Origin of the sequence: Mycolicibacterium komossense (genome assembly GCF_025822605.1) — a bacterium.
Lineage (GTDB): Bacteria > Actinomycetota > Actinomycetes > Mycobacteriales > Mycobacteriaceae > Mycobacterium > Mycobacterium komossense.
In genome coordinates this window covers 90,942-114,395 of sequence record NZ_JACKTY010000030.1, presented here as the reverse complement: position 1 = coordinate 114,395, position 23,454 = coordinate 90,942, and the positions used below count along the sequence as shown (strand labels likewise).

The 23,454-nt window shown below is 66.5% G+C and carries 24 protein-coding genes; 10 read left to right on the top strand and 14 right to left on the bottom strand.

All coding sequences use genetic code 11. From position 1 onward, the window contains the following. Position 1 precedes the first annotated feature (1 nt). Genes H7J73_RS16935 through H7J73_RS16925 form a run of 3 tightly spaced genes read right to left on the bottom strand, consistent with a single transcriptional unit; the run spans position 2 to position 2,626 of the window. Positions 2–601 (bottom strand): GNAT family N-acetyltransferase, encoded by a 600-nt coding sequence (locus H7J73_RS16935; RefSeq protein ID WP_264068670.1) that lies wholly within the window; start codon positions 599–601, stop codon positions 2–4. Further along, entirely contained in the window at positions 598–1,026 is a 429-nt protein-coding gene (locus H7J73_RS16930) for a hypothetical protein (protein ID WP_264068669.1), read from the bottom strand. Before H7J73_RS16930 ends, H7J73_RS16935 begins: the two co-directional genes overlap by 4 nt. A gap of 10 nt (positions 1,027–1,036) precedes the next feature. Continuing rightward, positions 1,037–2,626: an ABC-F family ATP-binding cassette domain-containing protein gene (locus tag H7J73_RS16925; protein ID WP_264068879.1), complete on the bottom strand. Its 1,590-nt coding sequence runs from the start codon at positions 2,624–2,626 to the stop codon at positions 1,037–1,039. A 173-nt stretch (positions 2,627–2,799) separates the two neighbouring features. Between H7J73_RS16925 and H7J73_RS16920 the strand changes: the two genes are divergently transcribed. Continuing rightward, the gene (locus tag H7J73_RS16920; RefSeq protein WP_264068668.1) at positions 2,800–3,240 is read left to right on the top strand and encodes a cupin domain-containing protein; all 441 of its coding nucleotides are present in this window, start codon (positions 2,800–2,802) and stop codon (positions 3,238–3,240) included. Here H7J73_RS16920 and H7J73_RS16915 read toward each other — a convergent pair whose 3' ends face one another. Next, positions 3,241–3,969, bottom strand: a complete 729-nt coding sequence (locus tag H7J73_RS16915) for a 3-keto-5-aminohexanoate cleavage protein (protein WP_264068667.1) — start codon at positions 3,967–3,969, stop codon at positions 3,241–3,243. A 27-nt stretch (positions 3,970–3,996) separates the two neighbouring features. Between H7J73_RS16915 and H7J73_RS16910 the strand changes: the two genes are divergently transcribed. The 4 genes from H7J73_RS16910 (at position 3,997) to H7J73_RS16895 (ending at position 7,627) form a co-directional block, all read left to right on the top strand. Further along, on the top strand, positions 3,997–5,697 hold the full coding sequence (locus H7J73_RS16910) for an NAD-binding protein (RefSeq protein WP_264068666.1): 1,701 nt from the start codon (positions 3,997–3,999) through the stop codon (positions 5,695–5,697). A gap of 121 nt (positions 5,698–5,818) precedes the next feature. Further along, positions 5,819–6,820, top strand: a complete 1,002-nt coding sequence (locus H7J73_RS16905) for an IS481 family transposase (protein ID WP_264068665.1) — start codon at positions 5,819–5,821, stop codon at positions 6,818–6,820. 160 nt (positions 6,821–6,980) lie between these two features. Next, positions 6,981–7,391, top strand: a complete 411-nt coding sequence (locus H7J73_RS16900) for a DUF6325 family protein (RefSeq protein WP_264068664.1) — start codon at positions 6,981–6,983, stop codon at positions 7,389–7,391. A gap of 2 nt (positions 7,392–7,393) precedes the next feature. After that, a complete protein-coding gene (locus H7J73_RS16895) occupies positions 7,394–7,627 on the top strand; it encodes an SHOCT domain-containing protein (RefSeq protein ID WP_264068663.1) in 234 nt (77 codons plus the stop codon). Here the strand turns inward: H7J73_RS16895 and H7J73_RS16890 are convergent. Next, a complete protein-coding gene (locus H7J73_RS16890) occupies positions 7,616–7,999 on the bottom strand; it encodes a phage holin family protein (protein ID WP_264068662.1) in 384 nt (127 codons plus the stop codon). The genes H7J73_RS16895 and H7J73_RS16890 overlap by 12 nt on opposite strands. A gap of 126 nt (positions 8,000–8,125) precedes the next feature. Here H7J73_RS16890 and H7J73_RS16885 point away from each other — a divergent pair, with 126 nt between their 5' ends. Continuing rightward, positions 8,126–8,779, top strand: coding sequence for a response regulator transcription factor (locus H7J73_RS16885; protein WP_264068661.1), 654 nt, complete (start codon positions 8,126–8,128; stop codon positions 8,777–8,779). Beyond that, complete coding sequence (locus H7J73_RS16880) at positions 8,772–10,268, top strand: GAF domain-containing sensor histidine kinase (protein ID WP_264068660.1); 1,497 nt, start codon at positions 8,772–8,774, stop codon at positions 10,266–10,268. The genes H7J73_RS16885 and H7J73_RS16880 overlap by 8 nt, the downstream gene beginning before the upstream one ends. Positions 10,269–10,273: 5 nt before the next feature. Here H7J73_RS16880 and H7J73_RS16875 read toward each other — a convergent pair whose 3' ends face one another. Genes H7J73_RS16875 through H7J73_RS16845 form a run of 7 tightly spaced genes read right to left on the bottom strand, consistent with a single transcriptional unit; the run spans position 10,274 to position 17,994 of the window. Continuing rightward, positions 10,274–11,488, bottom strand: a complete 1,215-nt coding sequence (locus H7J73_RS16875) for an SAM-dependent methyltransferase (RefSeq protein WP_264068658.1) — start codon at positions 11,486–11,488, stop codon at positions 10,274–10,276. Positions 11,489–11,495: 7 nt separating this feature from the next. Beyond that, on the bottom strand, positions 11,496–11,936 hold the full coding sequence (locus H7J73_RS16870; protein ID WP_264068657.1) for a type II toxin-antitoxin system Rv0910 family toxin: 441 nt from the start codon (positions 11,934–11,936) through the stop codon (positions 11,496–11,498). Positions 11,937–11,939: 3 nt separating this feature from the next. Continuing rightward, positions 11,940–12,131 carry an antitoxin gene (locus H7J73_RS16865; protein ID WP_264068656.1) on the bottom strand — a complete coding sequence of 64 codons (192 nt, stop codon included), beginning with the start codon at positions 12,129–12,131 and terminating at the stop codon, positions 11,940–11,942. A gap of 17 nt (positions 12,132–12,148) precedes the next feature. After that, positions 12,149–14,527 (bottom strand): cation-translocating P-type ATPase, encoded by a 2,379-nt coding sequence (locus H7J73_RS16860; RefSeq protein WP_264068655.1) that lies wholly within the window; start codon positions 14,525–14,527, stop codon positions 12,149–12,151. After that, positions 14,524–16,128 (bottom strand): serine hydrolase, encoded by a 1,605-nt coding sequence (locus tag H7J73_RS16855; protein WP_264068654.1) that lies wholly within the window; start codon positions 16,126–16,128, stop codon positions 14,524–14,526. Before H7J73_RS16855 ends, H7J73_RS16860 begins: the two co-directional genes overlap by 4 nt. Before the next feature lie 19 nt (positions 16,129–16,147). Then, positions 16,148–17,263, bottom strand: a complete 1,116-nt coding sequence (locus tag H7J73_RS16850; RefSeq protein ID WP_264068877.1) for an MBL fold metallo-hydrolase — start codon at positions 17,261–17,263, stop codon at positions 16,148–16,150. Continuing rightward, the gene (locus H7J73_RS16845; RefSeq protein WP_264068653.1) at positions 17,263–17,994 is read right to left on the bottom strand and encodes an enoyl-CoA hydratase; all 732 of its coding nucleotides are present in this window, start codon (positions 17,992–17,994) and stop codon (positions 17,263–17,265) included. Before H7J73_RS16845 ends, H7J73_RS16850 begins: the two co-directional genes overlap by 1 nt. Positions 17,995–18,030: 36 nt before the next feature. Here H7J73_RS16845 and H7J73_RS16840 point away from each other — a divergent pair, with 36 nt between their 5' ends. Continuing rightward, positions 18,031–19,518: a carboxyl transferase domain-containing protein gene (locus tag H7J73_RS16840; protein WP_264068652.1), complete on the top strand. Its 1,488-nt coding sequence runs from the start codon at positions 18,031–18,033 to the stop codon at positions 19,516–19,518. On the opposite strand, the gene H7J73_RS16835 is transcribed toward H7J73_RS16840, so the two are convergent. Then, complete coding sequence (locus tag H7J73_RS16835) at positions 19,488–20,042, bottom strand: TetR/AcrR family transcriptional regulator (RefSeq protein WP_264068650.1); 555 nt, start codon at positions 20,040–20,042, stop codon at positions 19,488–19,490. The genes H7J73_RS16840 and H7J73_RS16835 overlap by 31 nt on opposite strands. A 101-nt stretch (positions 20,043–20,143) precedes the next feature. On the opposite strand from H7J73_RS16835, the gene H7J73_RS16830 reads away from it, so the two are divergent. Further along, positions 20,144–21,280 (top strand): FAD-dependent oxidoreductase, encoded by a 1,137-nt coding sequence (locus H7J73_RS16830; protein ID WP_264068649.1) that lies wholly within the window; start codon positions 20,144–20,146, stop codon positions 21,278–21,280. 683 nt (positions 21,281–21,963) lie between these two features. Then, positions 21,964–22,104 carry a hypothetical protein gene (locus H7J73_RS16820; RefSeq protein WP_264068896.1) on the top strand — a complete coding sequence of 47 codons (141 nt, stop codon included), beginning with the start codon at positions 21,964–21,966 and terminating at the stop codon, positions 22,102–22,104. 382 nt (positions 22,105–22,486) lie between these two features. Here the strand turns inward: H7J73_RS16820 and H7J73_RS16810 are convergent, their stop codons facing one another. Further along, complete coding sequence (locus H7J73_RS16810; RefSeq protein WP_264068876.1) at positions 22,487–23,344, bottom strand: DUF4344 domain-containing metallopeptidase; 858 nt, start codon at positions 23,342–23,344, stop codon at positions 22,487–22,489. Between the last annotated feature and the right edge of the window lie 110 nt (positions 23,345–23,454).

Genomic DNA, 23,454 nt, shown 5'->3' with positions numbered 1-23,454 from the left:
GCTACTGGTGGCGAGCCAGTCGGAAGCTCAGATTGTTGCGGACCGCGGGCCATTCGATGTCGAGGATCGAATAGACCACGGTGTCACGGCGGGAGCCGTCGGGCAGTAACTGCTGGCTGCGCAGCACACCGTCGAGTTTCGCGCCGAGGCGCTCGATCGCGGCGCGGCTGGTCGAATTGAAGAAATGCGTGCGGAACTCGACCGCCACGCAGTCGAGCGTGTCGAAAGCGTGGCTCAGCATCAACAGCTTGGTCTCGGTGTTCACCCCGGTGCGGCGCGCCGAGCCCGAATACCAGGTGTGCCCGATCTCCAGGCGCCGGTTGGGCGCGTCGACATGGAAGAAGCTCGACGAGCCGACCAGCACATCGTCGGCCAGCCGCCGAATCACATACGTCACACCCTGATCACCGGCCTGGACGGCGAGCAGGCGATGCACCCAGGCGTCCGCGGTGTCCGGCGACGGTGCCGTGGTGAACCACAGTGATCCGCCGTCACCGTCACCGGCCGCTGAGGCGATCTCGGGAATGTGGTCCTCGGATAACGGCTCCAGCCGCACCCAGCGCTGCCCGGTCAGGACGACCGGTTCTACGAACCGGCTCACCGCCGCCGCTCCGATATCAGTGCGTCGATGAGCGCCCAGAGCGAGCACAGGATCGCGCCGGCGGCACCGGACGCGCCCAGGTAGAACCCGTAGGACGCCGACACCGGTGGACTGACGTACAGATGGAAATACCAGCCGGTCAACACTGCGATCAGCAGCGAAATGACCAGTGCACCAATCGAAGCCATCCGCGCCGACAGACCGCGGGCCGTCATCGCCCCGGCGACCAGCAGCGTGGACGTCAGCAGCACGATCAGCTGGCCCGCCCCGAAGCCACGGCTCAGTTGCAGGCTGCCGACCGTACCGCCGATCGCATTGGCGCGGCCGCCGCCCAGAGCCGATGTCGTCAGCCACGGCAACCACACGCTGACGGCGAGGATGGCTGCACACAGGGTGACTAACCAACCGGGACGCAGGCGGGCCATAGCAGTGACCCTATCTGGCTTCGACGAGTTGACCCGGGCGCGCCATGGTCAGTGTCCTCATCAGTTCGAGCCGGGCGAGGAAGGTGTCGTCGTGGCTGACGACGATCAGGGCACCGCGGTAGGCGACCAGGGCGTCGACCAGCTGGTCGACGCTGGTGATATCGAGGTTGTTCGTCGGTTCGTCGAGCACGACGAGCTGGGGTGTGGGTTCGGCCAGCAGCAGACGGGCCAGCGCAACCCGAAACCGCTCTCCACCAGACAGACTCGCCACCATCCGGTGCACGCTGTCACCGCGCAACAGGAACCGGGCCAGCTGCCCGCGGATCCGTTCGGAGTCGGCCTCCGGCGCGGACGCCCGGACGGTGTCGAGCACGGTGAGGTCGTCGCGCAAGCCGTCGAGACGCTGCGGCAGATATCCCACCCGGTCGGTGAAGAGCCGGCCTGCCGCCTGCTCGTCGGAGCGCAGCAGCGCCTTCAGGAACGTCGTCTTACCGACACCGTTGGGACCGACGATCGCAATCCGTTCCGGGCCCTGCACGACGAAGCCACCGGCGCCGGTCCCAGTGCCGCCGAGCTCGGCGATCTTGCGACCGGCGGGCACATCCGGATCGGGCAGCTCGACGCCGATGTGAGCGTCATCGCGGACGCGCGCCGACGCTTCGTCGAGCGCTGCCTGGGCACTGTGCAACCGATCGTCGTGCCCGGTTCGCAGTCGGCCGGCGGATACCTGGGCTGCGGAGGCACGCAGGTTGGCGACGATCTTGGGCACCCGCTTTTGCTCGTAGGCCTTCTTCGCGGTGCGGTTGCGGCTGGCCAGTTTGGTTTCGGCCTCGACGCGCTGGCGTTTCTCGACCTTGACCGCCTGCTCGGCGGTGCGGGCCGCCGCGGCGGCGGCAGTCTGTTCGTTGTCCAGGTGCTGACGCCATACGGTGTACGGCCCGCCGAACACGGTGAGCGTGCCGTCGTGCAGTTCGGCGGTGTTGTCCATCTCGTCCAGCAGAGCGGTGTCGTGGCTGACCACGACGAGCGTGCCGGGCCAGCCGGGCAGGGTGTGCGACAACGCCGCCTTGGCTTCCCGGTCCAGATTGTTGGTCGGCTCGTCGAGGAGCGTGATCGGGGCGCGCAGCAACCGCAGACCGGTGATGGCCACCAGCATCGCCTCACCGCCGGATACCGCAGCGACGGGCCGCTCCAGTCCGACGGCACCGAGGCCGACCTCGTGCAGGCCGGCCTGCGCCCTGGCCTCGATGTCCCAGTCTTCGCCGATGGTCTCGAAGTGGGCGTCGGCGGCATCCCCGTTCTCGATGGCCTGGAGCGCGGCGAGCTTTGCGCTGATCCCCAGGAGTTCGGCGACGGTCGTCTCGGCCTGCAACGTCAGGGTCTGCGGCAGGTAGGACACCGTGCCCGCGGTGTGAATGGCACCGGTGGTCGGAGCCAGCTCACCCGCGATCAGTCGCAGCAAGGTCGATTTGCCTGAGCCGTTGGCGCCGACCAGGCCGGTGCGCCCGGTGCCGAAGGCGCCGGTGACACCGGACAACGCGACGTCGCCGTCGGGCCAGGTGTAGCCGAGGTCATTGAGAATGATGCCGGTGGCGGTGATGGACACAGTGCTCCCCGAGGTTCAGATGAGAATGCGCTGAACAGCCGGAGCTTGGGAGATCCCAGGTATCGACGGTGTTTCAGCGCGCGGACGGCGCAGAACCGTTGATACCTGTCATGTTTTCCACCGTAACCGTGGGTCGCGCCGGGCCGCAACCGGTTTACGCTCGTCTGATGAGCGACCTCCCCGAGTGGGCGCAGGATCTGGAGCTGGCACCGCATCCCGAAGGCGGCTGGTTTCGCGAGACCTGGCGCAGCGAGTTGAGCATCGGCCCATCGACCCTGCCGCCGGATTACACCGGCCCGCGCAGCGCCGGCACCGCAATCCTGTTCCTGCTCATGCCAGGTCAGCAGTCGGCCTGGCACACGGTGCGCAGCGCCGAACTGTGGTTCTACCACCGCGGCGGCCCACTGCTGCTGGAGGTCGGACCCGAACAGGCCAGTGCCACAACACATCTACTCGGCAGCGACATTGCCGCCGGCGAACAGCCCCAAGTGCTGGTGCCACCGGGACATTGGCAGCGCGCCGTCCCCCGCGACGATGAACCCTGCCTGGTCAGCTGTGTCGTGGTACCCGGCTTCGATTTCGCGGACTTCGCCTTACACGCGCCCTGACTAGTAGCGCTGGAGTATCTCGACGGCGGCCGCGACCAGCGCGGCGTTCCCCGGGGTGACCGAGCCGTCCGGGAGCAACAGGGTGTCCTCCATCCCGATCCGGGTCTGTACCCCGCGCCGCCCGGCGTGCTCGAGCAGCGGCCAGCAGCTGCCGTCGAGCCCGTGCAGCAGCGTCGGCGCCGGTGAATTGGCGCTGGCCACCAACTCGAGAAGCTCGTCGGCCAGGTCGGAATCCGCATCGGGTTGCAGTTCGAGCATCACCCGCAGGCAATGCCTGGAGATATCGGAGGCCGCCCAGGACTGCGCCGCCTCCGCGTGGAAGATACCGACCTCGACCCCCATTCCCATGCCGAGGAGAACCTCCGCCAGCTCGGGGGAACCGGGTTCGTGCCAGTTCAGCGAGGTGAAATCCGGCAGCACCGTCCAGGCCTGGATGGCGGCCAGGCGCTCCGCCGCGTCGGGCAGCGCCCAGAAGCCAGTCGTGACACCCACCGGTAGTCCCGGCTTGGCCTGTCGAACTGCGGTCACCGCCGCCGCGACGGTCTCGGGCAGCAGCGAGTCCTGCCCGTCGGCGGACTTGGGATGCAGGTGCACCACCTGCGCGCCGGCGGCGTGGGCGGCCACCGCCTCGGCCGCCAACTGTTCGGGGGTGATCGGCAGATTAGGGTGCGCGTCCGGGGTCCGAGCACCGTTGATAGCTGCCTCGACGAAGATCTTCGATCCGCTCATACGCCCATTTTCGCTTAACCTCTCACCATGGCCGGCCATACCATTGTCTGCGGCGACGATGCCCTTGGCCTGCGCATCATCGAGGAGTTGCAGAACGCGGGCACCGACGTCGTCATCGTCGACAGCGCCGTCGAGTTGGCCGGCGCCGGCGTCGAGGACGCCACCGCTGTCATCTGCGCCGCCGACGACGACGCCCTCAATCTCGAAATCGCCCTACTGGCAAGAGAACTCAGCCCAACTGTACGAGTGGTGGCGCGGCTCGCGAACGGGGTGCTGCGCGAGGCGGTGGCTGCCGGTAACGGCCCCGGCGCCATCTTGGACGTCGCGGATCTGGCCTCACCGTCGGTAGTCGAGGCGCTACTGAACCGCACCACCCACACGATCACGGCAGCGGGCGTCGACTTCGTGGTCTCCGGCACGGACGCTCTTCGCAACGGCACGCTGCGGGAGATCTACGGCGATTTGGCGCCGGTGGCCGTCGTCCACGGTGAGAATTCGTTGACCCCCGGCGAAGTGGTGGCCTGCCCCGGTCGTGACCTCAGGGTCCGCCAGGGCGATTGGACGGCGATGATCGGCACCCGAGACGAACTCGAGGCGCAAGGCATCGCCGTCGCCCCCCAGGCGACGGCGCCAGCACACCACGGTCGCCCCTTACCCACTCGCCTGCTCAACGGCCTTCGCGCCTTCCGCGACGACGTCAACCCGTTGTTCTATCGCGCGCTGGCCGCGTCCCTCACGCTGTTGTTCGGATCAGCCATCCTGCTCAGGCTCACCTATAACCGACCCGGCATGAGCTGGGTCGATGCGCTGTACTTCTCCTCCGAGACCATCGCCACAGTCGGCTACGGCGACTTCAGCTTCCAGAACCAGCCGACCTGGCTGCGGCTGTTCGGCATTCTGCTGATGTTCGCCGGCGTCACCACCACCGCGGTGGTGATGGCCTTCGTGGCCGATCTGCTGCTGTCGCGGCGCATCGGCCGCAACGCGGGCCGGCGCAAGGTCCGCGATCTCAGGGCGCACATCATCGTCGTCGGCCTTGGTTCCTTCGGGATCCGGGTGGTCGCCGACCTCAAGGCCGCCGGGCAGGACGTGGTGGTGATCGAACGCAACGAAACCAACCGCTATCTGGCAGCGGTCGCCGACCTCGACGTGCCGGTGATCTTCGGTGACGCCACCTTGCGTCAGACGCTGGAGGCCGCCGGGGTCGACCAGGCGACCGCCGTCGCCGTGCTCACACCCGACGACATGATCAACATCGAGACCGGAATCGTGCTGCGCGAATTACTGGGTGCGCGGTGGATGCGGTCCGCCGACCACCCCGGGGTTCCGGTGGTGCTGCGGGTCTACGACCGGGCTCTCGGTGCGGCGGTGGCGCACCGCTTCGGGTTCGAGAATGTCCGGTCGACAGTCGATTTGGGCACTCCGTGGTTCATCGGCGCATCACTGGGGTTGGAGGTGATCGGTACCTTCTCGGTGGGCCAGCGCTCGTTCATGGTTGGCGGCGTCCAGGTCCAAACCGGTAGCGAGCTCGACGGGATGGCGATGGTGGAGATGTCTACCCTGACCCGGGTGATCGCGATCTCGCGGCCAGGTGAACCGACGACATTGCACCCCCGCCGCGACACCCGCCTGAATGCGGGCGACACGGCCTACCTGGTGGGGCCGTACCGGGAGTTGCTGGATACATTGCGCAAAGGGCAACGCGTCCACCCGATTTGGGCTGATTAGCTGTTGCGGGTCATGACGTTGTAGACGTCGACACGGGTCGAGGTGTCTGGGGGACGGGTTCTTCGGCGGCAGGATGAGAAATCGCCAAACCCCTCGTCCTGACAACCGAAGGAACCCGTCCGTGACCCACGGTAATGCCCCGTTGTCCGTTGAAGGGCGTCGTCGCCTCGTCGCTCGATGCGCTGATCGCCCGATTGCCCATGTAGCCGCTGAGATGGGAATTTCGCGGGCCTGTGCCAGCAAGTGGGTCAACCGGTTCCGCCGGTTCGGCGAGCTCGGCCTGCTGGATCGCTCGTGTGCTCCGCACCGCCAACCCACCGCGACCCCGGCAGAGGTCCTCGCCGAGATCGAGGCGATGCGACGGACCCGGAAGTGGTCGGCGTCGCGGATCACCTTCGAGCTGGAACGCCACGGCGTAGCGATCAGCCAGCGAACGGTGAGCAGGCATCTTGTGGCGCTGGGACTGAACCGGCGCCGGTTCATCGACCCCACGGGTGAGTCCAACCGGGTGCCCCGTCCCATCGTGGCGCGCCGGCCCGGTCACATGGTGCACGTCGATGTCAAGAAGGTCGGCCGCATCCCCGATGGTGGTGGCTGGCGGGTGCACGGCAAGGGCAGCGCCCAAGCCAAGGCAGTAGCCTCAGCCACCAAAGCCGGGGTTCGGGCCGGCTATGTGTACCTGCATTCCGCCGTCGACGGATTCTCCCGGCTCGCCTACACCGAGGCTCTTGACAACGAAAGAGCCGTCACCGCAATCGGTTTCATGCACCGCGCCCGGGTGTGGTTCGCCGCGCACGGCATAACCCACATTCAACGGATCGTCACCGACAACGGCTCCTGCTACCACGCCAAGGACTTCGCCCACGTCCTGCACGGCGCCCGACACCAATTCATCACGCCCTACACCCCGCGCCACAACGGCAAGGTCGAACGCTACAACCGCATCCTCACCGAGGAGTTCCTCTACGCCCGAACCTGGACCTCAGAGGCCCAACGCAGCGAAGCACTCAAGGTCTGGAACATCCACTTCAACTACCATCGACCACACTCTGCCGCCGCAGGCCAGCCCCCAGCATCGCGACTCGCCACCGGCGTCACCAACGTCATGGCCTCATACAATTAGCCGACGATCCCGCGCGGATGGAACAAGGCGGGTACGCCGGCATCGGCGTTGCGGGTGGCCCGGTCGATCAACCGCTGCGCCGGCTCGTCGTCAGTGGAAGTCGATGCCGTCCACGGCGGCGAAGTCGATCCCGAACTCGGACACCTGGTACACAGTAAGCGTGTCAGAAACTCACCTGGGGCCCGTTGACTATGTTGTCGTCGAGTTCACCGATGCCGCCTCCGTCCGGTCTGGATTCGACCGGCTTGTCACCCTTGTCGACAGCGGACGCATCCGCGTGCTCGACCTGGAGTTCATTCACAGCATCGACGGTGTCGCGAGCACGATTCCGGCCCACCGCGTTGCCAAGGAACTGGCCGAGTTCGACGGTGCGGCATCAGGACTGCTCGATCGCCACGACCTCGACACCGTGGCCGCCGATCTCACGCACGGTGCGACGGCGGCGGTGCTGGTGTACGAGGAGCTGTCCATCACCGAAGTGCTCGACGCCTGGGAGTCCGGCGGTGCGAAGATTCTCTCCGAGGGACCGGTCGACATCGACGATATCGACGCCGCGCTAGAGGAAGCCTGACCATGAGCCTGTTGCGAACCGTCCGCCGCGCCGCCGTCGCCAGTGCCGTACACGGCAAGGTGCAACGGCGTCAGCACGAGCGGTGGGCTGCCCAGCCTGCGGCGCCCGCTGCCCAACCCGCCGTGACAGAACCGGGCGATCTGCTGAGCCAGCTGGAGCGGCTCGGTCAACTCCGTGACAGCGGTGTGCTGTCCGACGACGAGTTCGCGTCCCAGAAGGCACGACTACTGGGCTGAGCCCGCTTTGCGCTTGATGACGAGTACCGGCAGCAACACCGTCGCCAGGGCTGTCACCAACCAGACGACGATGGTCGCGATCACCCAGGATCCGATCCCACGGATCGACAACCCGTGCGTCAACACCGACGCGAGGACCAGTGCCGCCAGCGTCGACACCAGGCCGATCCCGCCGAGGAAGGCGCTGGCGTACCTGCTGGCCATCTTCAGGAAGAACGGCGACAGGATCGCCTGGGCTACCGAGAAGATCACCACCGCTGCGACAAAACCCGAAATCGACACCGAGACACCGGGGACCAACCACGCCGCGACCAGTAGACCGATCGCTGCAGAACCGAGGAATACCACCGCACGCAGGAGAAACCTGATCACGGTGTGAGCCTAGTGCGTGCCGATCACCAATCCGGGCTCATCCGCAGGGATCCGGCAGTCCGGTCGCGATTCCAGGGACCAAAGTCCCTACCTTGGCCCTATCTGCCCAGCACTAGTGTGGGAAACGTGATCACCGTATTCCTCGTCGACGACCATGAGGTGGTCCGCCGCGGCCTCGCCGACCTACTCAGCGGTGACCCTGAACTGACAGTGGTCGGTGAAGCCGGTTCGGTCAGCGAGGCGATGGCCCGCATTCCCGCCGCGCGCCCGGATGTGGCCGTGCTCGACGTCCGACTCCCCGACGGCAACGGCATCGACCTGTGCCGGGACCTGCTGGCCGCCCACGACGAGCTGCGCTGTCTGATCCTGACCTCGTTCACCGACGAACAGTCCATGCTCGATGCGATCCTGGCCGGGGCGAGCGGCTACGTGGTCAAGGACATCCGGGGGATGGAGCTGGCCGAGGCGATCAAGGCGGTCGGTTCCGGAAAGTCGTTGTTGGACAACCGCGCCGCGGCCGCGCTGATGGCGAAACTCAGGAGCTCCACCGAGACCGAGGCGAGCGAGGACGCCCGCGTCCGCGACCTCTCCCCGACCGAACGCACCCTGCTGGAACTGCTCGGCGAGGGGCTGACCAACCGGGAGATCGGCCAGCGGATGTTCCTGGCGGAGAAGACGGTCAAGAACTATGTCTCCCGGCTGCTGGCGAAACTGGGCATGCACCGTCGCACTCAGGCCGCGTTACTCGCGGCGGAACTACGCCAACAGCACGATGGGTGACACCCACGACGGGCACATCCGCGACGGCCTGATCGATGCGATGTTCGCCATCACGTCCGGGCTGGACCTGGAACGGACGCTGGAAACCATCGTGCGCACGGCGATGGAGTTGGTCGAGGCCCGCTACGGCGCACTCGGAGTGCTGGGTACTGGAACCGGACATGCGTTGGAACGCTTCGTCTATCACGGTATCGACGACGAAACCCGCGCAAAGATCGGGCCGCTGCCCGGCGGTCTCGGCGTGCTCGGGCTGCTCATCGAGAGCCCGGAACCCGTTCGGATCGAGAATCTTTCACATCACCCGTCCTCAGTCGGATTTCCGCCCAATCACCCACCGATGCGTACGTTCCTCGGTGTGCCGATCCGGATCCGCAACCAGGTATTCGGCAACCTATATCTGACCGAAAAGGCGAACGGTGCCGTGTTCAGCGCCGATGACGAACTCCTGGTGCAGGCGCTGGCCGGCGCCGCCGGGATCGCAATCGACAACGCCCGGCTCTATCAGACCGCGAGGACGCGGCAGTTGTGGATCGAAGCCACCCAGGACATCACCACCAACCTGCTCGCCGGCGAGGATCCGGCGGTCGTGCACACCCAGATCGTCACTCGCGCGGCCGAACTCACCGGTAGCGCGTTCAGCGCACTGCTACTGCCCGGCCGCACCGGGGACCTGGAGGTCACCGCCACCACACGTCCCGAGCTGGCCGGTGCGACGCTGCAGTCGTTACGCACCGCGAACCCCACCGCCCTGGTGCTGCCGCTGCGCGAACCCGACGCACTCTCCGGTGTGCTGGTCTGCGTTCCGGCCGGCGGATTGTTGTTCAGCGACGAACAATTGGACATGATGGCGGCCTTCGCCGATCAGGCCGGCCTGGCGCTGCATCTGGCCCGGACGCAGGCCAGTGCGGTACTGCTGGCCGACCGGGACCGCATCGCCCGCGATCTGCACGACCACGTGATTCAGCGACTGTTCGCGATCGGCCTGTCATTGCAGGGCGCGCGCGGCGGGGAGGCCGCCGATACCCCGCGGCGAATTTCTGCCGCGCTGGACGACCTGCAGGACGTGGTGCAGGAAATCCGCACGGCCATCTTCGATTTGCACGGTGGGAGCATCACCCGCCTCGGCCAGCGTCTGGAGCAGGCAGTCACGCGGATGACCACCGATTCGGAGGTTCGGCCGACCCTGCATGTCAGCGGTCCGCTGTCGGTGGTCGACGCCACGCTCGCCGATCATGCCGAGGCGGTAGTGCGCGAAGCCGTCAGCAACGCTGTGCGGCACGCTGTGGCCCATACCCTGAATGTCGGTGTCACGGTGGACGACGACCTCACGGTGACCGTGACCGACGACGGCATCGGGTTCCCGGTGGAGACGACGCACAGCGGCCTGGCGAATCTGGCCAGTCGCGCCGAACAGTGCGGCGGCAGCCTGGATGTGGGACCCGCAGCGGGTGGCGGTACCCGGCTGGTGTGGTCGGTGCCGCTGCCCTGACCGAGTCACGGCTTGGCGGAAAGGATCTGGTCGACGCCCATCCGGCCCTCTTCGAACGCCAACCCACCGCCGACGAGGTAGAGCCGCCAGACCCGGGCCACTTCTTCACCCTGAAGCGCGACGAACCGGTCGAAGTTGGCCTCGAACGTCTCGATCCAGTGTTCGACGGTGCGCACGTAGTGTTCGCGCATCGCCTCGACGCCGAGCACCTCGAAGCCCTCGTTCTGCAGAAAGCGCAACGTCTGCCACAACGGTCGCATGTGCATATCCGGTGCGATGTAGCGCTCGATGAACGCACCACCACCGGGCGCGGCGTCCGCTCGTCGCGACATCTGCTGCAGCAGTAGCCGGCCCCCCGGTCGCAGCGCGTCGAACATGATCGCGGCATAGGTCGGGTATTGCTGTTGCCCGACGTGCTCGCCCATCTCGATCGAGCTGACGGCATCGAATGTTCCTGCGGCTTCGGGGAGTTCGCCGAATTCTCGGTAGTCCTGCAGCCGCACCTCGACCGTGTCGGCCAGGCCGCGCTCGACCACCCTGGCCGTGATGAACGCGCGCTGCTGGGCCGAGAGCGTGATCCCGGTCGCCTGCACCCCGTAGTGCTGGGCGGCGTGCAGGATCAAGGAGCCCCAGCCGCAGCCGACGTCCAACAGTCGCATCCCGGGTTTCAGCTCGAGCTTGTGGCAGATGAGATCGAGTTTCGCGGTCTGCGCATCGTGCAGCGACTGGTCGGGCTCGGTGTAGTAGGCCGACGAGTACGCCATCTGGTCGTCGAGCAGCAACTGGTAGAAGTCGTTCGACAGGTCGTAGTGATGCGCGATCGCGGCACGATCGCGCCGACGGGTGTGCAACCTGCCCGACAGCCGGGCTTCCGAGGCGGGCGGCTTCGGCGGCGGCCCGAGCGCCCCCAGCTTGGCCGCAGCGGCGAGTGCCCGCGCCTTACGCGGCTTGTGCGGCTGAGCCGGTGCGGCGCGCCACGCGCTGCGGAATCCCTCGGCGAGGTCGCCTTCGACGTCGACGTCACCCGTGACATACGCCCGCGCGAGCCCCAGTTCACCTGGCGCCCAGAGCAATCGGCGCAGCGCGCGACGGTTGCGGATGATCAGCACCGGAGCGTCGCGCGGGCCGGCTTCGCTGCCATCCCAAGCGCGCAGCCGCACCGGTAAGTCGATACCCGCACCCTCCCTGATGAGGTCGGCGAGCCGGGTCGCTGCGGTCATCGGCGGCCTACACTGCCGGCGCGAAGACCGCGACGAACTGATCCAGTGACGCTTGGATATCGCTCTTGAGCGCGCCGGCCACCAGCATGCCGATGGGCCCGAACAAGGCTGGGCCACCGAGATGGACGTCCAACGAGACCTTCGAGGCTTCCTGGCCGGGCTTGACTCTGGCGATCAGCTTGATCTTGACGCCGCCGCGGCCGTCGCCGTCGAGCGTCATCGACTCCGGCGGCTTGTAGTTGACGATCGTCCACTTGATCCGGCTGTACATGCCCTTGACCTCGACGATGGACTCGATCGACGTGCCCTTTTCCAGGGTCTCGGGCAGCTCGCTACGCCACACCCGGTGGATGGTCAGCCACTCCTTGAAGCGGGACAGGTCAGCGGCACAGTCCCAGGCCTGTTCCGGTGGCAGGGGGACATCAACGGAGACGGAGATCTTTGCCATCGGTTACGACTTCGGCTCGCCCTTGTCCGTGGCCTTTTCCGCGGCCTTCTTGGCCGCGTCCTGGACCTTGTCGACCGTGCCGGCGTATTTGCCCTGCGTCTTCTGGTCGACGATATCTCCGGCTTTGTCTATCACCTGTTCCACTTTGTCGGCATTCTGCGAGAGCAGGTCTTTGGCCTTGTCGAGGAATCCCATAGCCGCCATTGTGCCAGCTATCGCCACAGCCGCCGCTGCTCACCGAGGACGCGGCCCTGGACCCACCACAACACCTCGATGACGACCGCGGCGAGGACGCCCAACCCGACCGCCACCGATGTCAGGGCAACATTGCCCGGGTCGAGCATGAACTTCTCCCGCGCCCACGGGAGCGCGAAGATGACCACATACGCCAGCGCGGAGAACAACACCAACCCGACTCGCCACCACTGGTAGGGCCTGGCCACCGTGGCCAGGACCCACAGTGCGCCGACGAGCAGGGTGATCAGCGCCGCTGTCGACGCCTGGGTCTGTTGCTCGGCAGTGGAATCACGGCCACCGTAAGCCAGCAGATACGACGCGAACGTCGTCAACCCCACGACGATGCCCGAGGGTAGCGCGGCCGTCATCACCCTGCGGACGAATCCGCTTTGCGCGCGTTCGTTATTCGGCGCCAGCGACAGGACGAACGCGGGAATGCCGATGGTGAACCAGGCGGCGATGGTCACGTGGATCGGTTGGAACGGATACAGCAGAGGATCGGTACCGAAGATCTTCGACGCCAGTCCGGCGAGTCCCACCAGTAGCGCCAGCAGAACCGAATACACCGTCTTGGTGAGGAAGAGGTTGGACACCCGCTCGATATTGCCGATCACCCGCCTGCCCTCGCCCACGACATAGGGCAGTGTGGCGAACTTGTTGTCCAACAACACAATCTGGGCCACCGCACGCGATGCGGGGCTACCCGCACCCATCGCCACGCCGATGTCGGCATCCTTGAGGGCCAGCACGTCGTTCACCCCATCACCGGTCATCGCGACGGTGTGCCCGCGCGATTGCAGCGCATGCACCATCGCTCGCTTCTGGTCGGGGCGCACCCGACCGAAGGTCGTGCATTCGGCGAGGACATCGGCCAGCGCCCCGTTGTCCGTCGGCAGCTGGCGGGCGTCCATCGTGTGGCCGTGCAGGCCGAGCGAGTCGGCCACCGCACCAACGGACACCGCATTGTCACCGGAAATGACCTTGACCGAAACCTTCTGCTCGGCAAAGTATTCCAGCGTTTCCCTGGCGTCGGGGCGGACCTTCTGTTCGAGGATCACCAGAGCCACGGGCGTGACCTGCCCGGGCGCATCCGGCGCGTCCACCGACCGGTCGCTGGTCCCGAGCATCAGCACCCGCAGACCTTTGGCGCCGATCTGCTCGGCTTGTTCCGCGGCCGAGCTCTGCGAGTCGAGCAGGACATCGGGTGCACCGATGACCCAGTTGCCGTGTTCCCCATAAGACGTGCCGCTCCACTTGGTCGCCGACTTGAACGGCGCCACGGCGGTTGCTTGCCACGGAGGAGCCGGAGCTTGTGCGCCAAAGGCTTCTGCGATGGCGGCCATACTGGCGTTCGGGCGCGGATCGTCGGCGGCCAGCGAAGCCAGCGCCTCGTGCACGTGTGCCTGGGTGCCGAGCGCGTGGAGATCGCTGACTCGCATACCGTTCTCGGTCAGCGTCCCGGTTTTGTCGGCACACACCACATCGACGCGGGCCAGCCCTTCGATTGCGGGCAGCTCCTGAACGAGGCACTGCCGCCGCCCCAGCCGGACCACACCGACGGCGAACGCCAGCGACGTCATCAGTACCAGGCCTTCGGGCACCATCGGGACCAGCGCACCGACCATACGCAGCACCGAGTCTCGCCAGCCGACATCGGTGGTGAACAGCTGCGTGTAGATGATCAGCAGGCCGGCCGGCACCAGCAGGTAGGTGATGAACTGCAGAATCTTGTTGATCCCTGACCGCAGTTCGGATTTCACCAAGGTGAACTTGCTGGCTTCTTCGGCGAGTTTCGCAGCGTAGGCCTCGCGGCCGACTTTGGTGGCCCGGTAGGCGCCGCTACCGGCCACCACGAAACTGCCCGACATCACCTTGTCGCCGACATCCTTGGCGATCGGGTCGGCTTCGCCGGTGAGCAGGGACTCGTCGACTTCCAGGTTGGCCTCTTCGAGAAGATCGCCGTCGACGACGATCTGATCGCCGGGTCCGAGCTCGATGATGTCGTCGAGGACAACCTCGCTGGGCGACAACTCCTTGGTGGCCGAGGCGCGCCGCACCGTGGGTTTGGCCTGCCCGACGATCGCCAGCTTGTCCAGGGTCTGTTTGGCTCTGATCTCCTGGATGATGCCGATACCGCTGTTGGCGATGATGAGGAGCCCGAAGAGCCCGTTGATCAATGATCCGGTGGCCAGCACGATGATCAGCAGCACCCCGAGAATGGCATTGATCCGGGTGAAGACGTTGGCCCGGATGATCTCCGAGACGCTGCGCGCCGCTCTGCTCGGAACATCGTTGGTCTTACCCTCGGCAATCCGCTGCGCGACCTCAGTATCGGTCAGGCCTGAGGTCGTCATCTCTGGAACGTCCCCCTGTGTTCGGTGTCGTAGCACTCCAAGGTGAGCCGGTCCCCGTCGAACGTCGCCTTCGAGATGCTGCCGGGCGGGGAGTTCTCTGCGACGAAGCTGAACGTGAAAGTGCTTCCATCCCAATGAGTCAGCGGCCAGACTGTGGCATTGGGGCCGAGTGACAGCGCTAACCGGCCGTCTTTCTCGGTGACCTTGGCCGGCCCCCAGTAGTCGTTGTCGTAGGTCCCGGTGTAGGTCTGTAGCGGCGCCGACGGTGCGGGGTCGACCGGCGGGGCCTGACCGACAAGTGACCCAACAGGCTTGTCCATCGCCGCGAACGCGTCGCCGTAGAGTGTGCGCCAATCCTCCCTGACCTCACCGAACTGCACCAGGTCGGAGAACTCGGCGGTGAGCGTCTCGGGGATACCCGACGGCGTCGCATTCGTCAGCACCACGATCGCCACATCGGCAGACGGGATGATGACGAAGTTGGTGCCCGCGCCGAGTTCGAACGCACCCGAGTGACTCATCGACATCCGGGCCGCCGATGTGGTCCCGACGTTGAAGCCGTACCCGTAGAAACCGCTGCGCATGGCCGGCTCGCTCGCCGGGCTGGAGACGACTTGCGGAGACATCGCCGGCAGCAACGCTTTCGGGTCGGCGATCGTGGTCCCGTTGTACGTGCCGTTGCCCAGCACCATGGTCAGCCAGTGCGCCATATCGTTGACGGACGAGCTGACGCCGCCTGCCGGCGCTTCCTGATCGGCGTTGCGTTGGTAGAGCGGCTCGTATTTTCCGTCGATGTGGATATGGCCGAGCGCTTTGTCCGGCCGAGCCTCATAGTCGGCGAAGCGAGAGCTGGTCGAGGCCATCCCCAGCGGTTTGTACAACGCCTGGTCACTGAGGTCCTCCCAGGACTTCCCGGCGCCGGCGGCTACCGCCTCTGCGGCCGCAGTCAGGCCGAAGTTGGTGTAGGCGTAGGAGATTCGGAAAGGATCCAACGGCAGCTGTCGAAGGCGCTCCAGTACATCCCTGCGGCTGTAGCCCAGGTCCTCGAGCTGGTCCCCCGCGTGGTCGGGCAGTCCCGATCGATGCGAATAGAGATCGCCGACCGTGACCATCTGCGTCACTGCCGGATCGGACAGCGCGAACCACGGCAGCTTTGACACCACCGGGGTGTCCCAGCCGATCGCACCCTGACTGACCTGATGCGCCACCACCGTCGCACCTAGCGGTTTGGACAACGACGCGAGCTGGAAGACGGTGTCTGGATCGACTGCGTTTTCCGGTTGCGCGGCACGACTGCCTTTGGTCGCATCTTTGACACCGAAACCCTTGGCATACACCGTCTTTCCGCCGTGCACCACCGCGATCGCCATCCCTGGGATGCCGGAGGATTTCATCAGCTCCTCGGCGATCCCGTCGAGCCGGCCGACCGCGTTGTCCACGGCGTGGTCCGGAAGCGGCACCGCGGCCACCAGCGGCGGTGGGACCTCGGCGTTCACGGTCGGCGGCGGAGCCGGCGTCGTCTCCGGGCGCTTGTCGGAGGAGCACGCGGCGAGCGCGGCCACCAGCAGTCCGACACCCAGGCTTCTCGCCACAGCGGTCATCACAACGCAACCCTATGGGCTAGAACCGCCACCACTGGTCTATCTCGGCTACCAGCGCGGGATCGACCCGCTCCCCCGGCCGTGGCACCGCGGCGCTGACGTTGGCTCCGGCGGCCGCGGTCAGCATCCGTTCGATCGGTTCGGACCACGGGTGCGGGGCGAGGCGGAAGGTCGCCCAGTGGATGGGCACGAACAGGCCCTTACCCGAATCCGTCATGTCCTGGTGCGCGCGAATCGCCTCTTCGGGATTCATGTGGATATCCGGCCACCCGGAGTGATACGCCCCGACCGGCATCAGCGTCAGGTCGAAGGGACCGTGTTCCGCACCGATATCGGTGAAACTGCTGGTGTAGCCGGTGTCCCCGCCGAAGAACACGCGGTGGCGCGGGCCCAGAAGCGCCCACGACGACCACAGGGTGGTGTTGCGGGCCAGGAACCGGCCGGAGAAGTGCCGGGCGGGGGTACAGACCAGTTTCAGGTCACCGAGGTGACCGGCCTGACCCCAGTCGAGTTCGACGATCCGGTTCTCCGGTACCTGCCATTCCCGCAGGTGCGACCCGACGCCGAGCGGAACGAAGAACACGGCCCGCTGCGTGCGGGCGAGCTGTCTGATGGTGTCGATATCGAGGTGGTCGTAGTGGTCGTGGCTGATGATCACTGCGTCGATCGCCGGCAACGCCTCCAGCGGAGCGGGCACCGGATGCAGCCGCTGCGGCCCGACGACATCAGATGGGGAACACCGATCACTCCACACCGGGTCGGCCAAGACCCGGTACCCGTCGACCTCGATCACTGCCGAGGAATGCCCGTACCAGGTCACCGCGAGATCCGTGGCTTCCAGACCGACCGTCGGCGTCACCAACGGGATCGGACCACCCGGTCGGGCGGTACCGCGGCCGAGCAGCACGTCGCGCAGCAGTATGGCCTGTTCCTGGGCGCTGAGGCTGACACCCGAGGCCGGTTCCAGGTTGACGAAGGCGCCCTCGTGGAAATGCGGGGAAGCGCCCGCGACGGCCGCGATCGCCCCCGGACCCGCCCCGAGCGCAGCCGGCGCGCCGTGCAGAGCGCGCAGCAACCAGCCGCCCGTCGCCAACGTCGCGGTACCACCGACGAACCGGACCGCGCCGCGCAACATCATGCGCCCTGGAAGTTCGGGGGCCGCTTCTCGATTCGGGCCACCTGGGCTTCGATGACGTCCTGGCTGGACCACGCCTTCTCGAAACCGGCCTTGTGGGCTTCCCACTGCTCCTCGTAGGCGCCGTCGTCGTTGAGCACTCGCTTGCTGTGCCGCACGGATAGCGGTGCGTAGCCCGCGATCTCCGCCGCCCACGCCTGCGCGTCGGCGAGCGTGCCGATCCGGTTGGCCATCCCCGTCTGCAGCGCGGTCTCGGCGGTCAACTTCTCCGCGGCGATCAGCATGGCCCGGGCCCGCCCGTATCCGACCAGGGAGGACAACCTGCGGATGCTCCAGTTATCCAGCGCCAGGCCATATTTGGCGATCGGGAACTGGAAGAACGCCTCTGGCGCGACGACCCGCAGGTCGGAGATCATCGCCAACTGCACGCCCGCACCGATCGCGGGGCCGTTGATGGCGGCGATCACCGGAACGGGCACTTTGTCGATCGCCATGTTCAGCGCGATCGCCTTATCGGGAAAGTCGGCGGCGAAAACATCGCCGGACAGGTCGGCACCTGCGCAGAAGACGGTGCCTGCTCCCGTGAGCACAATGGCGCGAACCTCGTCGGGGTCGATCGCCTCGATCGCTTCCCGCAGGCTGTCCACAAGGTCGGTGTTGAGCGCATTGCGGCGCTCGGGTCGCTGGAGTTCCAAGGTCGTGACGGGCCCGTCGCGGGTGATACCGATCATGGGCTCACCCTACTTATCGACCGTTACCCTCGTCCCGTGAGCCGCATCAGCGCAGGTGAACTTCGTGACGCCGTACTGGACCCGGGTTCGTTCCGCAGCTGGGATTCGCCGCCCATCGAGGTGGCGAAGAACCAGCAGTACGCGGACGAACTCGCTGCCGCCGCAGCCGCCACCGGGCTGGACGAGTCGGTGGTGACCGGTGAGGGCACGGTGTTCTGCCGCCGGGTGGCCGTCGTGGCCTGCGAATTCGATTTCCTGGCGGGCTCGATCGGTGTTGCGGCGGCCGAACGCATCACCGCGGCGGTCGAACGGGCAACCTCCCTGAAGTTGCCGCTGCTGGCGTCGCCGAGTTCGGGCGGCACCCGTATGCAGGAGGGCACCGTCGCGTTTCTGCAGATGGTCAAGATTGCGGCGGCCGTCACCCTGCACAAACAGGCCCACCTGCCGTACCTCGTCTACCTGCGCCATCCGACCACCGGCGGGGTGTTCGCGTCCTGGGGATCGCTCGGGCACATCACCGTCGCCGAGCCCGGCGCGCTGATCGGCTTCCTCGGCCCGCGCGTGTATGAGCACCTCTACGGCGAGCCGTTCCCCCCCGGCGTGCAGACCGCCGAGAATCTGCAGCGCCACGGGGTGATCGACGGGGTGGTGCCGCTGCCGCAGCTGCGCCGGACCCTGGACCGGGCGTTGACGGTCGTATCCGACCGACCCGCCCCGGCTCCCCCTCCGGTGCAGGCGGAGCCGGTGCCGGAGGTGCCGGCCTGGACCTCTGTGGAGGCATCGCGCCGCCCCGAGCGCCCGGGCGTCGGATATCTGCTGCGCCACGGCGCGACCGAACGGGTATTGCTGTCCGGGACCGGCCAGGGTGAAGCCGCGACGACCCTTTTGGCGCTGGCTCGGTTCGGCGGCCAACCAGTGGTGCTACTCGGACAGGAACACCTCGTCGGAGGCGTGGTGGGGCCGGCCGCGCTGCGCGAGGCCCGCCGCGGGATGGCGCTCGCCGCCGGACTGCAGTTACCGCTGGTGCTCGTCATCGACACCGCGGGGCCCGCCCTGTCGCAGGAGGCCGAAGAGGGTGGGCTGGCCGGCGAGATCGCCAACTGTCTGGCCGAGTTGGTCACGCTGGACACGCCGACGGTGTCGGTACTGCTCGGTCAGGGCAGCGGCGGACCGGCGCTGGCGATGGTGCCGGCGGATCGCGTACTGGCCGCGTTACATGGCTGGCTGGCCCCGTTGCCACCGGAGGGTGCCAGCGCGATCGTCTTTCGAGACACCGACCACGCACCAGAACTTGCTGCGGCGCAAGGAATTCGGTCTGCCGATCTGCTCCACAACGGAATCGTCGACGTCATCGTCGGTGAATACGGCGAATCTCACGACGCCGCCGACGAACCGCTGGCGTTCGCGGCGCGGTTGTCCGCGGCCATCGCGGCCGAGGTGGCCACGCTGCGGCTGCAGCCGGCCGCAGAGCGCCTCGGCGCCAGACTGGCCCGCTATCGAAGAATCGGACTTCCGGTCAGGTAGCGCTGGATCGTCGGTCCCAGCCAGTCGATCATTTCCTCCCGGGTCAGCTCGACCATCGGCGGTAGTTGTAACACTAACCGGCACAACGCCATCCCCAGCATCTGAGAGGCAATCAACCCGGCCCGCCGTGGCGCGTCGCCGGGTGCGATCGCGGCCACCGCGGGACCCAGCTGCGCACTGAAAATCTCCTGCATACGTTGCGCAGCAACGGTATTGGTGGTCGCCGAGCGCAGTAGCACGGTCAGTGCGTCGTCACTCTCCCACCGGTCGAGAAAGTGACCGACCAGCACGGCGCCCAGTTCGCCAACCGGTACCTGCGAGACATCGGGAAACCGGAGATCGAATTCGGCCGCAGCGGCGAACAGCTGATCCTTGGTGCCGAAGTACCGCATCACCATCGACGGGTCGATATCGGCGGCGATCGCGATGCTGCGAATGGTGGCCCCGTCGAATCCGCCGGCGGCGAACTGCTCCTTGGCGGCGGCCAGGATCACCGCCTTGGTCTGGTCGGAGGATCTTCGCATGCCAACAATTGTAGGCCAACGCGTGTTGACTTATCGCCTATGGCGGCGCAGTCTGAAGCTATGCCAACACTCGTTGGCATAGCTACGGACAGGAGAAGACCATGTTCGACGCCGACGTCCTGATCGTGGGGGCAGGCCCGACCGGACTCACGCTGGGGACGGCGCTGGCCGCCCGCGGGTTCGACGCGATGATCATCGACATGCAGCCCGCGGGAGCCAACACCTCCCGCGCCGCCGCGATCAATGGCCGCACGCTGGAGGTACTGGAGGAGCTGGACCTATCCCGGCGGCTGGTCAAGGCCGGCCTGCAGCTGCCGCAGTTCACCGTCCGCGACCACGCTCACACCCTGATCGCGATCGACTTCAGCACGCTGCCCACCGCCTACCCCTACACGCTGGGGCTACCGCAGTCCGAGACCGAGAATTTGCTGACGGAGCGGTTTAGCGAGCTGGGCGGCAGCGTGTCGCGGCCCAATCGACTGACCTCGATGGCGCAGGATGACGACGGCGTAGAAGCGTTACTGGAGAACGGATCGACGGTCCGAGCGCGATTCGCCGTCGGCGCCGACGGAATCCGCAGTCTGGTCCGCGAGCAGGCGGGCATCGGTTTCAGCGGTAGTGAATACGCCGAGTCGTTCCTGCTGGCCGACGTCCGCCTCACCGGCGAGGCCCCCGACGATCAGGTGATCCTGTTCTGGGCGCGGGCCGGCCTGACCGTCATCGCACCGATGCCCGGCGGTATCTATCGCATAGTCGCGCCGATGGCCGTTGCACCCGAAATACCCTCTGTCGCAATTGTTCAGGAGCTGCTCGACGACCGCGGACTCGGCACAGGCCGGATGACGGTCACCGAGTTGGTCTGGGGTTCGCGGTTCCGAATCCATCACCGGGTCGCCGACACCTATCGGTCCGGCCGCCTGCTGCTTGCGGGCGATGCCGCCCACGTGCACAGCCCCGCCGGCGGCCAGGGCATGAACCTCGGCATCCAGGACGCGGTGGTGTTGGCAGAAGCGCTGGCAGAGTCGCTGGCCGGCTCCGATAGCGCGCTTGACGCCTACGGTCCTGCGCGGCGCGCGGTCGCCCAACAGGTGCTGGCGCTGACCGGACGCCTGACCAGGCTGGCGACGCTGCCGGCCGCCATCCGGCCGGTCCGCAACGTGCTGATCGGCGGCGCGGGTCACGTGCCTGCAGTGCGTCGGAGTCTGGCGATGCGGCTGTCAGGCCTGGTCTACCGGTAGTTATCCCCAGTTAGACCTGTTGCCTCAGGTCAAGATACGCGCGTAGGGCTGGTGGGTGAGACGTGCCATGGTGCGCGTCTGTTGACACGGGCGCTGGGTTTGCTGAGGGTGATGCCGCGTAGTTGTTCGGTGAGGGCTCGGATTCGGCGTTGGATGGCCGCGGGGTTGATTCGGGAGCGGTTGCGAGCCAACGCAGCTATGCAGTCGACGGTCATGGCCCGGTGATTGATCGCTCGGTGAAACGCGGTGGCCGCGGTGTCATGTTTTTGTGGACACCTTGGCGCCGTGCCGGGTTTTAGATATCAGCTTCTGTTGCGGGTAGAAGTAATTGGTGAGTTTGGACTGGATCTGTCAAATCTCGTTGATTAACAACAACTCTGAGGCGGTGTCATAGCGGTGGTATCTGACGACGGTGCGGACCACTGCCCAGTTTTTTTGCTCGACATGGCAGCCGTCGTTCTTGTTGCCCGGGCGAGCACGGGTGGTGTCACCGAGGTCGACCTCCTGGCCAAAAAAGACGCCCGCACGCGTGACGAAGACCGCTACATCGACATCGGCCCCGACCCGTGCGGCACCGCCCAGATTTGTGGCAGGCTGCGCGCCCCCGACGCGATCGCCCTCGACGCTCGCCTCTGCGAGCTGGCCGACACCGTCCGCCAGCCGTCAGCACGGTCGTCGTGCACGTGCTGGCCGAGAAAGAAACCCTCACCGGGGCCTGCGACACCCCGGGCTACGTGCCCGGCTACGGCCCGATTCCCGCCGAGGCCGTCCGCGGTATCGGCCCTCGACCGCGCTGGCCGAGTTCATCCGCATCCGGGACCTGACGTGTCGATTCCCCTACTGCGACGTCCCCGCAGCGCGGTGCGGTATCGACCACACCGTCCCCTGGCCCGCCGGACCCAACCACGCCTCCAACCTCGCATGCCTGTGCCGCCACCACCACCTACTCAAAACCTTCCACACCGGCCCGGGCGGCTGGTCCGATCGCCAACACCCCGACGGGACCATCGAGTGGACCTCCCCGACCGGGCACCTCTGGACCACCACACCCGGTGGGGCCCTGTTCTTTCCACAGTTGGCGAAGCCGACCGGCACCCTCGTGCTGCCCTCGGAAGTACCGCCCCACCCCCGCCGCGCGCTGATGATGCCCACCCGCGAACACACCCGCGCCGAACCCCCACCCTTCTGATGCGCCGGCGGGCGAGGCTATTTCAGGTAGGGGGCGAGCAACGTGTCCCAGGCGTGACTCATCTTCTCGTACTCCTCCTGGCAACCGTCGGCCCGATCCTGCGGCAACTGGTCACCGCCCACGAGGTCGGCATTGGCCTCCGGGTCGGAGCCGTAGACCCAGCACTCAAGGTTGTACATCCGAGTCTTGTTGGGAGAGTGAGTGTCTGCGAGCGCGTCATCGTCGACCTCACCACCGGCGTCGGCGTAACCCTCGAATTCGCGGGCGAAGTCCTTCACCGCACGAATATTGTCGGGATCGGCTTTACCGTCGGGTCCGGGCGTCAACAGGATGTAGGCCGAAAGCTGGTCGGCGACATCCTCTTCGCGGCCGGTGGCCGGCAGGTCGTAAATGCTGACCACCATGTGACCGGTCTCGTGATAGAAAGTCGCCACTTCGGCATTGATCGCCGACGCCCGAGGGTCCGCGTCACCGGCCTTGGTGTAAATGTCCAGACCATCCGCCGCATCCTCGTAACAAATGGTGACCGTGTTGTCGTTCGGATCCCAGAAAGCGTTGGCGGTATCGCACTGTTTACCGATCAGCGGAATGTCGAAGGGCAGCTTGAGGGACTCGTTGATGCTGTCGGCCATATCCTCCAACAAATGCGCCTGTTGGATGAGGTCCCGGCCCCTGACCGCGTCCGGCGAGGTCGCAGCCTGGTAGTCGGGGATCATCTTGCCCGGCCAGTCGTTGTCCTCGGCGTCCGGTATTCCGTTGTGGTTTACATCGGTGTTGGTCGGCGAGGCGGGTGCCGCCTGGGCCGTGCTCACCGACGACTCCGGCAGCTCCTCCGATTTCGCTTTCTCGTCACGTCCACACGCACTGACGAGCATGGTCACGGTCACAATTGCGAACGCCGTCCGCGCCCAAATCCCCACGGCTTATTCAACCACTTAGGCAATGGCGCCGCGGGCCCAATCGCGGGCGTGGTGACGCAGCACCG